This is a genomic window from Streptomyces sp. NBC_01283, from assembly GCF_041435335.1.
GTDB lineage: Bacteria > Actinomycetota > Actinomycetes > Streptomycetales > Streptomycetaceae > Streptomyces.
Window position 1 is genome coordinate 384,412 of sequence record NZ_CP108430.1, and the last position, 14,507, is coordinate 398,918.

A 14,507-nucleotide genomic window follows, 5' to 3' on the forward strand; every position below is an offset into this window, starting at 1 on the left:
CGACGTGCGGGGCCCGTGTGTCACTCGCCGTCGACGTCGCCTCGGGGGCAACCTGTGGGCACTTGTGATCGGGGCTGCCGACGAGGAAGGGCCCGTCATGCGGGTGGCGCCTCAGGGTGTTGCGGTCGCAGCCCTCCTGGCGGATCCGGACGCTCCCACGGAAATCGCGCAGCGCATGGCCCAGTTGCTTCCCACTCGGCTCGCCGACAGGCCAGGCCAGGGGCGGCGGTTCGACATCAAGGTGGTCAGTGAGCCCTTCACCGCCGGTCGCCTCGCGCCTGTCCGCCCGGAGCCGGTCGGTGAAGAGGAGGCCGCTGATCTTCGGTACGTCGTCCCCACTGCCGGTCGGTCAGCCGGGCGTGACGAGGCATCAGGAGCAGACCGCAGCAGTGCTGCGCACCCGGGGCGGCAGCCCGGCCAGGCTCAGTCGATCGCCTTGACCACCCGGGCGGGCACTCCCGCGACCACACTGCCGGCAGGAACATCACGCGTGACCACCGCACCGGCAGCGACCACCGCACCGGCACAGATGGTCACCCCCTGCGTGATCACGGCAGCCGTCCCGATCCAGACGTCGTCCTCGATGACGATCGGGGCGAAGGAGAGGTACTCGCGGCGCTCGGCCAGGGGCAGGGGATGGCCTCCGGTGATGAGGCTGACCTTCGGGGCGATCATGACGCCGTTGCCGATACGGATACCTCCCTTGTCCATGAAGGTGCATCCTTGGTTGACGAAGACGTTCTCCCCGAACGTCGTGTTCAGCCCATGCTCGGTAAAGAACGGCGGGTAGATCGTCACCGACTCCGGCAGCGGGCCACCGAACACAACGGAAAGTAGTTCCGCGCGACCTTCGCTGTCGCTGAACGGAAGCACGTTCAGCCGAGACGTCGCATCGGTCACCTCCTCGATCCGCTCCGCATGACGTGTGAACTCAGCTGCCTGGACGAACATGACTCGCTCTGTACGGGTAGACATGCGCTGATCCCACCACCGCGCAGGACACTCGATCAAACAACCCTGCACCACACGCGCCACAACCCATGGTTGTGGAAGTAGGGTGCAAGCGTGGATGTTGAAGCGCTGCGGACGTTCATGACCGTCGCCGAGACCGGCCAGTTCCAGGCTGCGGCCGACGAGTTGGGGATCAGCCAGCAGGCGGTGTCCAAGCGGATCGCGGCCCTGGAGAGGCACATCGAGGTCAGGCTCCTGGTGCGGACCTCCCGAGGCTCGCGGCTGAGCCTGGACGGGCAGGTCTTCCTGCCGCACGCCAAGAAGGTCCTGGCGGCCGTCGAGCAGGCCGAGCAGGCCGTGCGCCCCGGTAGCCGCCCCTTGCGCGTCGATGTCCTCAATCGGCGCATCTCCCCGGCCCAGGCCGTCTACCGGTTCTACCGCTCCCACCCCGGGACGGACCTGGACGCGGTCACACTGAGCAGGGAGAACGCCGCCGAGGCCGCCCAGGCGGTGCTCGAAGGGACCGTCGACGCGTCCTTCCGTGCTCTACCAACAGACCAGATCCCGGCCGGGATCAGCGCCGAACGACTCCTGGACGCACCCGTGGAGCTCCTGGTCGGACCCGGCCACCCGCTGGCCGGCGCGCCCTGGGTCAGCCCTGCGGACCTGGCCGGCCACCGCATCTGGATCCCCGGGATCAGGCCGGGCACGGAGTGGGCGGCGTTCTATCAGGCGCTGTCCGAGGCCTTCGGCCTGAGCATCGACGCGCTCGGCCCCCACTTCGGTGACGAGGTCCTGATGGACGCGCTGGCCGACTCGGCCTCACTGGCCACCCTCATCGGCAGCGGGGACCGATACCTGTGGCCCCAGTCCCACGACCTACGGCGCATCCCGTTGCACGACCCGACCCCGGTCTACCCGCACATGCTGCTGTTCCGCAGCGGAGACCAGCACCCCGTGCTGACCGCGCTGCGCGACCACCTGCGCACCGCAGGCCGGCGAACCCCGCACGACGTGTGGGCACCGGACTGGGTAGAGCGCTGACTAGACGACCGAATTAACGGACACGCCTCAGCCCTCGATCAGGGTCCCCGGTGGGATCTCCGCGTCCTTCGCCTTGTCGCCCGGCTGCAACTGGCCGTCGTAGCGGCCTTGACGCCAGACCAGCTTCTTGAACTGCTCCGGGGTGAGCACACCCCGCCACGGGGTGCCGCCCAGGCAGAACACGCCCTCACAGCCGTAGCAGTAGTGCGCCGGCAGCCAGAACTCGTTGGCCAGCATCTCGCCGGACGTCTCGGCGTCCTTCTCCCGGCCGTCGTCGCGCACCACCGCGAGCGTGGCGGCGAAGATGAGCAGCCCGAGGACCACACCGCCGAGCGTGTACAGCTGGTTGCCCTTCTCGACGCCCATGTAGGCCAGACCGCCGCCGAGCGTGAGGCTCAGGAGGAGCCCCTCGACGAAGTGGATGCAGCCGTCGCCGCTCTTCTCCGGGCCCTTCGCCAGGCGGGTACCGAGGCTCTTGGTCAGGGCGCCCTTGCCGGACCACGCCTGTTCGACCGTCCGTACCTCAACTCCACCGCAGCGCGGGCACATCGGCATCGGCGGTTGCGGCCTTTCCTCCGTTGTCATGTGCAGAACGCTATCCGGTGCGGGTGGCGGCGCTGACGGCGGGCAGGCAACAGCTCTCCCTCATTCGTCTGGCAGGAGTGGATTTGTGGATTCCCGTCCGTCGTTGCGGGTGCCGCTCCTACGCTCCGGCCCATGATGGATCCCGAGGTGTTGGAACGGATCGTCGCGCAGCGTGCGGAGCTGGACGGACTCGAAGAGCAGCTGGTCGAGCAGCTGTCGGAGGTACGAGCTGAGCCCGATGAGCTGGCCGTGGCCGAGCGGGTGTGGCAGCGGATGAGCGAGCAGCTCGCCGACGAGCGCGCGGAGGCAGGGTCGCCGGTGGTCCAGGTGGCGGGTCGGGCGGTGCGGCTAGTTCCCGACGGTGGGCCGGGGGTGGCTGAGTCCGCACTGTCGGCGGAGTATCAGCGCATCCTGCGCGCGGTGCGGCAGGCCGTCGGCCCGGTCTCCACCCGGCAGATCGGCGAGGTGCTGGACTTGGACACCGAGGTACGGGGCAAGCTGGAGCCGTTGCGCGGGAAGCTCACGAAGCTGGCCGACCGTGGCTGGCTGCACAAACATCCCGACGGGAAGTTCACCGCCCGCCCGTGACCGATCCGCACGGCGATCGGGGTGTAACCAAGCTGCCCCCGACGGCTGTTGGAATTGTGTGACGAAAACCAAAGAGCACGCCGGGGACACCGTGTCCCTGGTCGACCAGTGCCGCCTGCCGCTGTCCCCGCACACCGTGCACTACCTCGCCGACCTGCTGCGACGCCATCTCAAAGCGATACGGTCGAGGTGGCGGGCGCTGCCGCCGGGGAGGATCGCGACCATCGTCTTGGCCGTGCTGCGGCACGATCAGCGCCTGGCCGACATGGCTGGCGGCAACGACATCTCCGCCACCACCATCCGGCGCTGGCGCGACGAGCTGATCCACCTGCTGGTCGCGAAGGCCCCTCGCCTGGACCGCGCCCTGAAGACGATCGCCAAGCGGGGCGGCGAGGTCGTCCTGATCGACGGCACCCTCAACCCCACCCAGCGCCGCGCCGGCAAGGCGAACCGCCTGAACTACTCCGGCAAACATCGCCGCCACGGCCTGCACGTGATCGCGCTGACCGACGAGCGCGGCCGTCTGGTGTGGATACCGGCCGCCCGGCCCGGCCGCACCCACGACATACCGCCGCCCGCCGCGACCAGATCCTGGCCCACTTGCGTGAGGCCGCCCTCGGCACCCTGGCCGACCTCGGCTTTATCTGCCTGAACGACGAGGGGGACGATCCCATGGTCGTCACCGGCTTCAAGGCCACCCGCGCCCGCAGGCTCGCACCGACCGAGAAGGAGGCTCCCAGGCGATCCCGGAGTGGAGCGCGAACGGGATGCGCTGGAACACCATCCGATCCGGGGTGGTCCAACGACCTCGGAGATCACTTCGTTAGGGCTTCTCAGGCGTCTTGGCCATGGCCGCGACCAGCGCTGCAAGGAGCAGGACGCCCGCCGACCACCAGGCCGCGACGGTAAAGCCGTGCACCATACCCTCGCCCAGGCCCCGGCTCCGGGACGGGTGGGCGTCGATGTAGCGGGTGGCGGCGGACGACGCGATCGTGTTCAACAGGACGGTGCCCAGGGAGCCGCCGATCTGCTGGAAGGTGGAGACGGTCGCGGACGTCACTCCGGCGTCCTTCGGGGCGACCCCGGCGGTCGCCGTCGCATAGACCGGCATGAACGTCAGTCCCATGCCCAGGCCGAGCAGCACCAGCGCGGGCAGCACCCCGGTGGTGTAGGCGGAGTCCACACTCAGGCGGGTCAGGAGCAGCATGCCGACGGCCGCGAGGAGCATGCCGGGAGCCATCAGGTTGCGGGGGGCGGTGTGGGGCAGGAGCCGGGCGGCGATCTGCGTCGCGCCGATGACGATCGTGACGGACATCGGCAGGAACGCCAGTCCGGTCCGTAGGGGTGAGTAGTCGAGGATGGCCTGGAGGTAGTAGGTCAGGAACAGGAAGGCGCCGAACATGGCGACGGTGGCCAGGCCCATCGTCGCGAGCGCCGCCGCACGGGTTCTGTCCCTGACGATGTGCAGCGGCAGCATCGGATGCTTGGCGTGGGACTGCCACCACACGAAGACGGCGAGCAGGACCACACCGGTCGCGAACAGGGTCAGGACCAACGGGTCGGCCCAGCCTGCGGATTCGGCGTCGCTGGAGCCGTAGACGATCGCCACGAGCCCGCCGGAGGCGAGCAGCGCGCCGGGGATGTCGAGGCGCACTCCGCGCTGTCCGGGGCTGTCCTTGAGGAGGGCCAGCGCGCCGCCGAGGGCGGCCAGCGCGATGGGGACGTTGACGTACAGGCACCAGCGCCAGGTCGCGTACTCGGTGAGCAGGCCGCCCACCAGCAGCCCGATGGCGCTGCCGCCCCCGGCGAGCGCGCCGTAGATCCCGAACGCTCTGCCGCGCTCGGCGGGGTCGGTGAACGTCGTCGTCAGCAGTGACAGTGCGGAGGGGGCCAGGACGGCCGCGCAGGCCCCTTGCAGGGCCCGCGCCGCGAACAGCGTCCCGGGGCCGTCGGCCGCACCGCCGAGCGCGGAGGCGGCGGCAAATCCGATCAGCCCGATCATGAAGGTGCGTTTGCGGCCGACCAGATCGGCGATCCGGCCGCCGAGGAGGAGCAGGCCGCCGAAGGCCAGTGAGTATGCGGTGATCACCCACTGCCGGTTCGCATCCGACATGCCCAGTCCATCCTGGACGGAGGGCAAGGCGATGTTCACGATCGTGCCATCGAGAATCACCATGAGCTGGGCGCCTGCGATGACGGCGAGGGCCCACCACCGCTTCGGATCGGGCAACTCGGTCGCGTTCGCGGTGGTGAGGGGGACCGGCAGGGGCACGGTGCCCCCGGGGGAGGACTTCTTGGTCAAGGCGATCACATTCTGTGTCGGAGGTGTAGGAGCAGACGCGCGGTCCTACACCCCGGGACGCGACACGAGGGATCGCGAGAGCAGCGGACACCACCATGAGGTGCCGCAAGGGGGAGAGTCCTACCGCGCGCCGAACGGGGGCACACGGCCGGGGGCAACTATGGCCGCAACACTCGTTGTGCAGTTCCAGTCCATGTTTCCCACCTCCTCCCGGCCGGGCACGCGGTACGCATCGACGCCGAACGCGCCGAATGGTGCGGCGGGGGCCCGCCGCACATGACCTCCGACAGAGTAGGTCAGCAAGCCGGGGACGCAAACGGATTTACCCAGGGCGGTACGGGCTCCTCACGCTTCGACAACAAACACCCGGAACAGCGTCACCGCCTATAACCGCACGTTGACCAATACCCCGGAGACCGTCAGCGCCGCACCCGGGGCAGCCCTATCCGCGTCGTCGTCGAACACCCGGCCCAGGGCCGCCTGGTGGTCGCCGTCGTGGACACCTCACACGACCTGCCGTGCATGGGCACCCCGCACGCCGAGGAACGTAGTGGCCGCGGACTGCTGCTGGTGGACGCACTCAGCCAGCATGGAGGCGGCACCCGCCTGGGGCCGGACGTGAAACGGGGAAACGGGTCTGGGCACAGCTGGAAATCAAACCGCGCGTGGGCGACGAAGCCGAGTACGCGCCCCACTGCCGGGCCGTCCTCGCCGACTTCCACGAAGGGGTGCCGATCCTGCGCGGGCCGGGCGGTCTGGAGGGGGCGGCCGCCGACCCCGACCGCCTGCGGGTGTCCCGCACCCGCGCCGCACGCAGCACCGCGGGCGAACTGTGACGAGGTGCCAGACGGCCGACTCCACCCCCGGAGGGTCAGGTCAGGTCGAGGAAGCTCCACCGGGCGTCCGGGCGGGCACCGCTCAGCCACTTGCCGCAGTTCTGGAGCACGACCGGACTGGAAGTGATGTGCTGCGCGCCCGTCCCCAGGTCGCGCAGGAAGCGGTCGACCGGGCCGCGGCGGATCGCCGCCGATCCGGCCCAGCGGTGGACGGTGCGACCCACCTCGCACACGGTCGAGGTCGTATGGTTCAGGACGAGACGGATGAGAGTGTCCTGCTCCGTGCTCGGCAAACCGCCCTGGTCCAGGGTCTGTTCGATGTCCCGCCAGACGTCGTTCATCCAGGCTCGGGCGGCCCGCAGCCCGGCCTCCGCCGTCGCGTACTCGGCGTGGAAGTGGGAGGTCTCGACCGCGGCGCCGCGCGAGCCGGTCCGCGCCGCGGCGACTCGCTTCAGCTCGTCCAGGAGCCGCCGGCCGACGCCGAGGGCCCAGCCCGTGTGCCCGATCGCTGACATGTTGACCAGGCCGAGGCGATAGACAGCGCCACCGTTGACCGGGGTGTCTGTGGTCGCGAGATAGGTGTACTCGTGCGGCACGTACACATCGGTGCAGTGGTAGTCGACGCTGTGGGTCGCGCGCAGCCCGAGCACGTCCCAGTTGCCGTCCAGGGTCACCTGCGACTTCGGCATCGCCAGGACCCGCAGTTCACCGGTGCCCTCGACCTGGATCGCACTGGGGATGTGGGTGGCGTGGGCCATCCCGGAGGCGAACTGCCACTGGCCGCTGACACGGTAGCCGCCCTCCACGGAGACGGCCCGCCCGGGGCGTGTGCCGTGCCCGGAGAGCAGCGCGTACTTCCCGTTCGACACCTCGGGGAACAGCTCGGCCGCCGCATCGCGGGCGAGGTACGCCGCGGTGGTCCCGGTCATCAGCTGCAGCGCGAACATGGTCCACCCGGCCGCGGCGTCGTGGTAGCTCGCCCGCTCCACCGCTTCGATCAGCTGCCGCGGCGCGAACTCGTATCCGCCCAGGCTCAGCGGGAGCTCGGCCCGTACGATCCCGGTGTCCAGCAACGCCTGCGCCGTATCCTGCGGCAGTCTTCCCAACTCCGCGGCAGCATCGGCCCGTTCGTCGAGCATCCCGCCGAGCGCATCGATCCGCTCCAGCACCCCCGCCAGTTCCCCACTGACATGCAGCCGACCCCTGTCCCCCATGAAATTCCTCTCCTTGTGGCCTGTTTCCAGATCGTCTCACGCACCCTGCCAGCGGCCCGGCGGCAGGCTTCAACCAGACGTGCCCAAACGGCTGTTGAGGTCATTGACCATGGCCACAGGGCAGCGATAACTGGTCGGTGCGGGTGCGCTCTCTGCCGCATCCGCCGCGCCCCGACAGCCTGTCCCAGCCTGCGGGGCGCTCGGCACAGGTGGTTCCTCCACACCGGCTGCTGGCGGCCACCTGCCAATCCGCGCACTGCGACAGCCCGGCGTGGGACCAGCAGAGCCAACTCCTGCGTTCCATGGGCACCTTCGGCCCGTCCCGTCAGGTGTGGATGGTGCGGATCGGTGCGCTCGATGCGGATGCGCTGCGCGCCCTACAGATCCTGTACACGGCAGCAGCCCGCTTCGGCACACACGTGTCGAACTGGCTCCGGCCCTCGCTCCCGAGCACTGGCACGGGGGCCGTCTTTGCCGACGGCGGCGAGCTCGCGCTACGTGCGGCAGCCCTCGCTGACCAAGGACGCCCGCTGGGGCAACTGCACCCGGCCTGCTCTTGCCTGGGTGCTCGACCACCGCCCGCCTGAGGGACCTCCCCAAGGAGCGCGACGTCGGATGGCTGACCCGACACGACCGAGCCGCCCGCCCGGTTCCCCGCGGCGGACGGCTCACGTCTCACGTGTTCAGAGGTCAAGATCGGCGGCGGCGACGTAAGCGTCCTCGGCCACTGGACGACACCGGCCCGAGCCGGCGGCGGGATTCGAACCCGCGTTGCTCTCTTGGCAGGAGAAGTAGCCGCAACCTGCGCACCTGAACGACATTGACCCTAGCCGCCGGGCACCCCAAGGGCACCCGGATTACACCGCCACCCCCCGACGCTCGCGCGCCACGAGGGACTCGTCGACCTGCCGGGGTCTCGCGGCTGCTGCCCCTCCGCATGACATGAGGCGAGGGAAGAGGGAGCGCTGAGCTCAGAGCGCCCCCGCAGCCCCATGGATTACGGCCCAGCTCGCTTGGTCCTGCGTATTCTCCCTTCAACTCGAACATGTTTCACTGCGAACATGACTGACACACCATCAGGTAATGAAGCGGACTACATCGTCGTGGGCGCAGGCAGCGCCGGTTGCATTGTGGCGCGCAGGCTCGCGGACACCGGCGCGAGTGTCATCCTGGTGGAGGCGGGAGCGAAGCGACTGGAGCGCTCGCGCGTCATCCGGGTCCCGGGGATGATCTCGATCATGCACTCCGTCCCCCAGGTGAAGAAGCGTTTCGACTGGGGCTACTACACCACTCCGCAGGAGCACGCAGCCGGCCGCCGCATTCCTGTCACCCGCGGCAAACTGCTCGGCGGCTCCAGCGCCATCAACGGCATGATCTTCGTCCGTGGCCACCGCCGCAACTACGACGACTGGGCCGCAGCCGGCTGCACCGGCTGGTCGCACGACGACATCTTGCCGTCCTTCAAGCGCATGGAGGACTGGGAAGACGGTGCGACCGAACACCGCGGCGCCGGCGGCCCCGTGGCGGTCACCCGGCAGAGTGGACTCACCCCGGCCTCCCACGCCTTGGTGGACGCCTTCAGCGACGCACTGGATTCACCCCGCAACGACGACTACAACGGCGCGGAACAAGCGGGCGTCGGCGTCGTGCAGATGAGCGCCCGCGACGGTGTCCGCTACAGCGCCGCGCAGGCCTACCTCGGTGACGGTCGGCCCGTCGGCCTGCGGATACGTTCAGCGGCCACGGTCACGCGCGTCATGCTGGAAGAGGGCCGGTGCGTGGGGGTGGAGATCGCCGACGGCAACCAGCGGCAGGTGCTGCGCGCCGGGCGCGAGGTCGTGCTGTCGGCCGGTGTGGTGGGCTCCGCGCAGATTCTGCTGCTCTCCGGGATCGGTCCGGCAGACCAGCTGCGCAGCCTGGGGATCGATGTCGCCGCCGACCTGCCGGTCGGGCGAAACCTGCACGATCACCTCTTCGTCCCGATGACGTTTCTTGCCCCCAGCGCACAACACCGCGGCACCGCAGGCCACTTCTTCGCCGGAATGCTCTCCGAGACGGTGCGCGGCGGCGGTTGGCTCGGCCGGACCGTCTTCGAGGCGATGGCCTTCGTACGCACGGCCGCAGCCGAAACTCCCGCCGATCAGCCCGATCTGCAGCTGCTCGCCCTTCCGTGGTCGTATCCGAGCCCCAACCAGGACGCCCCAATCCGGCACGCCGTCGACAAGCGGCCGGCGCTGACCGTGATGCCGACGCTCATCTACCCCAAGAGCCGTGGAGAGTTGCGCCTGGCATCCACCGACCCTGCCGCCGCCCCGCTGATCGACCCGGGCTTCCTCTCCGATCCCGACGATGCCCGTTTCCTCGTCGAGGGAATGAAACTCGTGCGGGAGGTCATGGCGCACAAGCGCCTCACGGAGGTCGTCACCGACGAGCTGCACCCGGGCCGAGCGATCACCGACGACGCGGACCTCGCCCGCGAGCTGCCGCAGCGCATCCACTCCGTCTACCACCCGGTCGGCACCTGCAAGATGGGCGGATACGAGGACCAGGACGCCGTCGTCGACCCAGAACTGAAGGTGCGCGGCATAGAGGGCCTGCGCGTCGCCGACGCCGCGGTGATGCCGAGCATCACGGGAGGAAACACCAACGCTCCCGCCATGCTGATCGGCGAGCGGTGCGCGGAGTTGATGACCCACCACGGCAAGTGAGGCCCGGACGACGCCGCACCGCTCCCTCATCGTAGGACAGCCGCTCTATCAGCCAGTTCGTGACCGGCCAGCACGATGGCCAGACAGTCAGGCGCCGCAGACGGCAGGATATCGCTCCCGTGAACGAGCCGCCGCGTTGAGGGCGCGGTCTTGCAGGGCACACCGCGGCACGGTGGTCGGGAGGGGCTTGGCGGGGGCACGGAACAGAGTCTGGGTATGGCTTTTCGTGGGCGTCGTGGTCCTTGCCGGCGATTGGTGGTTCCGTCGGTGAACGCGGCCCCGGAGCCGGACTCCTACGGCTACGACCCCCGCGCGCAGGCCGTCCGCGGCAGTTCCAGCTTGCTCAGCGCCCCCGAGCTGGCCAAGGGGACGCCGTATCGCAGCACGCTCCCGGGCGGCAGCGAACCGGTCTACTTCCGCGTCGCGCTCGACGCGAAGTTACACACGTACGTATCGGTGGTGGGCATCCCCAGTCCGGGGACCGAGCGCACGTCGACGAACTCGCTGCGGGTCACGCTCGACGCCGACGGCCATCGCTGTGATCGCAAGGGTGCGGGGTTCGCGATTGGACCGGCGCAGCCGCTGGCCGCCTACACGAGCCGCATGATCGCCCCGCCCGAGGGTGCGGCAGAGGCGAAGTGCCAGCAGGCCGACACCTGTTTCGTGGCCGTCTCCCGCTACCGTCAGCGCGCCGGGACCGCCCCGTGGGGGCTTGATCTGCGTGTCGACGCCGAGCCTCCGCTGAAGAAGGCGCGAGTCGACGGCCCCGCTGCGCGCACCCCCCCGTACCCCCACGCCGGGCGCCACCCCGTCCGCCGTGGACGGCGGGGCGGGATTCGCGGTCGCGGCACGAGTACCTAGCGGCACCGCAACCGATGAAATCCCCCGGGGCAGTCGCGGTTCTACAAGGTCCTGCAACACGCTTTAATCTCCGCCGCCTCCGTCGCCGCCTCCATCACTGCCGCCATCTCCTCCCCCGTCTCCGCCGTCCCCGCCGTCCGAGCCCCAACCGTCCGAGCCGCCCGGTTCGTTGTCGTCCCTGCCCGTGCCCAGGTTGCTGAACCAGGGGCGATCCCAGGCGTCGTCTGTGACCAGCGGCTCACCGTCACCACGCGAGCGCTGGATTCGGAAGCGGGCCGTGCCTGTAGTGTCACCCAGGCCGAATGCGGCCGCGAAGGCCTGGGCCACGACGGCGTCCAGCGGGTCCCGGCTCTCGTACTCCACGGACGCCAAAGGCAGCAACACCGTGCCGGGATCAAAGGCGGATCGGCGCGGGGGCTTCTGCAGCAAGGCCACCCGCTGCTCGTCGCGCAGCAGCCAGGAGCTCACGCCGTTCGCCCGTCGCAACTCCCAGACGCCCTGGGGCAGCCTGGCCTGCGCGTAGCTCTTGGACTTTCGCAGCTTCCTCCTCAGGACGAGGGTGGCGGGTACGTTCCCGACGGTCATCCGCAGCCCCTGTGCTTGATCCGCGGTGCTGCTCAGGAACCCGTGCGGCGCTCGTATCCGTACGAAGGGAGCGCCCGGCCCCCACACGTCCACACGGACGAGTCGGCGGTCCACGGCTACGCCCACCTGACCGGCCGGTCCGTGGGCGTAGCGTCGGGCGATCCACAACGGCACGCCCTCCGTCCGAGCCAGCTCGGCCAAGGCGTGCACCTGGGCGGGCCCGCCACAGTGCCGTACCGCAGCCGAACCGAGTTTCAGCGCGAATTCGGCCGCCTGGCGCACTTTCACGGGAACGGCGCTGCCACTGACGCGAGTTATCGGGACGATGCCGCTGCCGGTGGCCAGCCGGTCCAGCGGACGTTCCGAGCCGCCGCCACCGAGCCAGTGGCCGCGCTGGAACGCGTCGGCCATGGCCGGCAGGTTCAGCTCGCTCAGCGGCGACACCCTGCTGCCACGACGCAGTTCTTGCTCCGTCAGCTGAACGGTCCTCGCCAGCGGATTCCTCGACCGTTCCGAATAGAGCACCTGGCTCATGTCATCCCCCGTAAGCGTGTGATCCAGTGAAAGAGCCTATCGAGCCTGAGGGTGCACGCGCGCGGCGTCCGGAGCCAGGGGCCCTCAGCACTCCGTTGGCCTCGATCGTTCATGAGTTCCCGGCAGCTTGCTGACGGGACTCTGTGTACGTGGTGTGCGGTCTTTTCGGGGCCGGGGCAGGGCGAGGGCCCGGCTGTCGTGTCGGGTGGGCGCCGGGTTCCATTTCACCGATGTGGTGGTGCGGGTTGTCGGGGCGTTCGACGCTTCTGGTCAGCCAGGGCTCGGCAAGGCATGGAGCCTGTCGATTGCGTGGGTGATGACATCGGTCCAGGACCATCGGGCGGTGAAGCGCAGCCAATGGCGGCGGCCGGTGTTCACGAGCTGGGCGGCAGGACAGGCGCATGCGGAGCTTCTTGCGTTCCCAGCGGCGGGTCTTACCGGTCAGGGCGAGCTCGGGCCGCTCGGTGCCGTCGGCGTCGTAGGCCGGAGTCCACGCCTTCTTCGGGATCTTCAGCACGGCCTGGTGGATGGTGTCGGCGATGGTCGTGCCGACGGAATACGACAGCCACCGACCGGGCCGGGAGAGCCAGTCGAGGAAGGCGTGGGTGCCGCCGGCGGAGTCGGTGCGGATCAGTGTCTGGCGTCCCCGCCTCAGGTGTCCGGGCAGTTGGGCCAGGGCGAGTCGGGTGCTGGTGATGTGGTCGGCGGCGGTGTTGCTGCCTGCGTTGCCGGGCCGCATCAGGGCGGCCACCGGTTGTCCTGATCCGGCGGGGCCGTGGTCGACGAACGCGACGAGGGGATGGTGTCCGAAGGTCTTCTTCCAGGTCGCGGTGGCGTCCTGTTTCTCGGAGTGCTCGAGCACCAGCACGCCGTCGATGTCCACGGTCACCTGGCCGTCGGCGGCCGGAATGCTCGCAGCTGCCAACTCCCCGACGCGTTGGCGTGTTTGGACTCGGGCCGAGTGAATCGCGGTGAAGGCCTCCGGCCCGGACGCGGCGAGGGTGTCGATGAGCCGGGAGAGTGTCGGGGCGGAGGCCACCGGGCCGAACGCGCCTTCCGTACTGCAGGTAGCAGTAGTTCGCACTCTGATTCACAACAGGTGACGATCAGGTCTCGGTTGGGCAAGGCGGAATGAACTGGGCATCGGCCTGAGCAGTCACGCAAGAGCTTGATGCTCCGCCAACTCACTCTAAATAGTCGGGTTTTGACCCTTTGCCAGCCATGCCCAACTGAGTCAGATTCAGGATAGTTTGATCATGTTACGGTCCTTGAGTCCGAACAGCCCGCGACGTCTGTCGCGTTATGAACACTGAGGTTGAGAATGACTAGGTCCGGTATTTTTAAAGCGACTTGCTCGGCAGTCATGACCGGTGCCCTACTGGTAGCAGTTGCACCCGCAGCGTCTGCCTCAACTGCCGGGCCGCGCGATACAAATCCTGCCGCCGTCGCTGGCATTGACGATAATGGCGCTTACGTGGATCTCGCTTCGCAGGGCTACACCTACGAAGAAGCCGTCGAGGCCTTCAAGGACTCCCCCGTTGCGACCGTGGTGCGGGGAGAAATTCCGGAGGGGAAGGCTCCTGAGGCCATGCCGCGTGGTGTCAGTCTCGGCTGGTACGTCTACGTGAAGCTGAACAAGTCGCAGGCCAAGGCCGTCAACGCTGGGTCCGCGGCCACTGCAGCCGGTCTGATCGGCGCCATCACCGGGGGAATCGGTGGAGCCGTCGCCGCAGGCGTCTACGCCTCGGTGGTATCCATGGGGGCTGATAAGATCAACAAGTGCAAGAAGGGCGTCGAGTTCAAGTTTACCTACCTTGCAAAGTTCAAGGGCGCCAAGTGCTACTAAAGGCATAGGAGTTGAGCATGCGCACACCACCCTCAAAAGGTACAGGTATGCTCGCTGCCGCATTCATCTTCTTCTTTATTCTGCTGATCAGCAGCGAATTCATGACTGATGACGGAAGCGTCGCCCAAGCGGCTCTGTTCTACGCGGCCATCGCAGTACCGGGCGGCCTGTTGGTCTTCTGGGTCGCGACTAGAGGGCGACGCTGACTCATATACCGAGGTGGAGCTTTCCGCTCCGCCTCGGGATGTGGCAGGTCGACTTCCAGTACTGACGGGTGTACGTCGTGCAGATCAACGAGCCGAGCCACTGAGCCTCCGCAACGCCCTCGCTGCTGGCGGGGGCGTTGTGCTGTCTAACCTCGATCTTTCGTGATTGGCCGTCGGCTCCTGCTTGCGGCCAGTTTGCGTTCGGCGATGCTCTTCAGGCCTGACGGAGGCCCGGCTCTCGCGTCGG

Annotated in this window: 13 protein-coding genes, 1 tRNA gene and 1 pseudogene; 8 read left to right on the forward strand and 7 right to left on the reverse strand. The window is 68.7% G+C overall.

Translation table 11 applies throughout. From position 1 onward, the window contains the following. Nucleotides 1–423: 423 nt before the first annotated feature. Nucleotides 424–951: a DapH/DapD/GlmU-related protein gene (locus OG302_RS01580; RefSeq protein WP_371524968.1), complete on the reverse strand. Its 528-nt coding sequence runs from the start codon at nucleotides 949–951 to the stop codon at nucleotides 424–426. Nucleotides 952–1,065: 114 nt separating this feature from the next. On the opposite strand from OG302_RS01580, the gene OG302_RS01585 reads away from it, so the two are divergent. Further along, entirely contained in the window at nucleotides 1,066–1,995 is a 930-nt protein-coding gene (locus tag OG302_RS01585; RefSeq protein WP_371524969.1) for a LysR family transcriptional regulator, read from the forward strand. A gap of 27 nt (nucleotides 1,996–2,022) precedes the next feature. Here OG302_RS01585 and OG302_RS01590 read toward each other — a convergent pair whose 3' ends face one another. Further along, entirely contained in the window at nucleotides 2,023–2,580 is a 558-nt protein-coding gene (locus OG302_RS01590) for a hypothetical protein (protein WP_371524970.1), read from the reverse strand. Between the two features lie 132 nt (nucleotides 2,581–2,712). On the opposite strand from OG302_RS01590, the gene OG302_RS01595 reads away from it, so the two are divergent. Then, nucleotides 2,713–3,168, forward strand: coding sequence for a hypothetical protein (locus OG302_RS01595; protein WP_371524971.1), 456 nt, complete (start codon nucleotides 2,713–2,715; stop codon nucleotides 3,166–3,168). Nucleotides 3,169–3,226: 58 nt separating this feature from the next. Continuing rightward, on the forward strand, nucleotides 3,227–3,820 hold the full coding sequence (locus OG302_RS01600; protein ID WP_371524972.1) for a transposase family protein: 594 nt from the start codon (nucleotides 3,227–3,229) through the stop codon (nucleotides 3,818–3,820). 171 nt (nucleotides 3,821–3,991) lie between these two features. Here OG302_RS01600 and OG302_RS01605 read toward each other — a convergent pair whose 3' ends face one another. Beyond that, entirely contained in the window at nucleotides 3,992–5,470 is a 1,479-nt protein-coding gene (locus OG302_RS01605) for an MFS transporter (protein ID WP_371524973.1), read from the reverse strand. 665 nt (nucleotides 5,471–6,135) lie between these two features. Here OG302_RS01605 and OG302_RS01610 point away from each other — a divergent pair. Then, nucleotides 6,136–6,306 (forward strand): hypothetical protein, encoded by a 171-nt coding sequence (locus OG302_RS01610; protein ID WP_371524974.1) that lies wholly within the window; start codon nucleotides 6,136–6,138, stop codon nucleotides 6,304–6,306. Between the two features lie 35 nt (nucleotides 6,307–6,341). On the opposite strand, the gene OG302_RS01615 is transcribed toward OG302_RS01610, so the two are convergent. Together OG302_RS01615 and OG302_RS01620 are read right to left on the reverse strand one after the other, a co-directional pair. Then, complete coding sequence (locus tag OG302_RS01615; RefSeq protein WP_371524975.1) at nucleotides 6,342–7,520, reverse strand: acyl-CoA dehydrogenase family protein; 1,179 nt, start codon at nucleotides 7,518–7,520, stop codon at nucleotides 6,342–6,344. 745 nt (nucleotides 7,521–8,265) lie between these two features. Beyond that, nucleotides 8,266–8,359: transfer RNA gene (locus tag OG302_RS01620), tRNA-Gly, on the reverse strand. A gap of 222 nt (nucleotides 8,360–8,581) precedes the next feature. Between OG302_RS01620 and OG302_RS01625 the strand changes: the two genes are divergently transcribed. Both OG302_RS01625 and OG302_RS01630 read left to right on the forward strand, forming a co-directional pair. Continuing rightward, nucleotides 8,582–10,228 (forward strand): GMC family oxidoreductase, encoded by a 1,647-nt coding sequence (locus OG302_RS01625; protein WP_371524976.1) that lies wholly within the window; start codon nucleotides 8,582–8,584, stop codon nucleotides 10,226–10,228. A gap of 267 nt (nucleotides 10,229–10,495) precedes the next feature. Beyond that, a complete protein-coding gene (locus tag OG302_RS01630; RefSeq protein WP_371524977.1) occupies nucleotides 10,496–11,089 on the forward strand; it encodes a hypothetical protein in 594 nt (197 codons plus the stop codon). 63 nt (nucleotides 11,090–11,152) lie between these two features. On the opposite strand, the gene OG302_RS01635 is transcribed toward OG302_RS01630, so the two are convergent. After that, the gene (locus tag OG302_RS01635; RefSeq protein WP_371524978.1) at nucleotides 11,153–12,208 is read right to left on the reverse strand and encodes a hypothetical protein; all 1,056 of its coding nucleotides are present in this window, start codon (nucleotides 12,206–12,208) and stop codon (nucleotides 11,153–11,155) included. A 270-nt stretch (nucleotides 12,209–12,478) separates the two neighbouring features. Continuing rightward, a pseudogene (locus OG302_RS01640) lies at nucleotides 12,479–13,259 on the reverse strand (transposase); the annotation flags it as partial. Nucleotides 13,260–13,682: 423 nt separating this feature from the next. On the opposite strand from OG302_RS01640, the gene OG302_RS01645 reads away from it, so the two are divergent. Together OG302_RS01645 and OG302_RS01650 are read left to right on the forward strand one after the other, a co-directional pair. Continuing rightward, the gene (locus OG302_RS01645; protein ID WP_371524979.1) at nucleotides 13,683–14,054 is read left to right on the forward strand and encodes a hypothetical protein; all 372 of its coding nucleotides are present in this window, start codon (nucleotides 13,683–13,685) and stop codon (nucleotides 14,052–14,054) included. 17 nt (nucleotides 14,055–14,071) lie between these two features. Continuing rightward, complete coding sequence (locus tag OG302_RS01650) at nucleotides 14,072–14,260, forward strand: hypothetical protein (protein WP_371524980.1); 189 nt, start codon at nucleotides 14,072–14,074, stop codon at nucleotides 14,258–14,260. Nucleotides 14,261–14,507 lie beyond the last annotated feature (247 nt).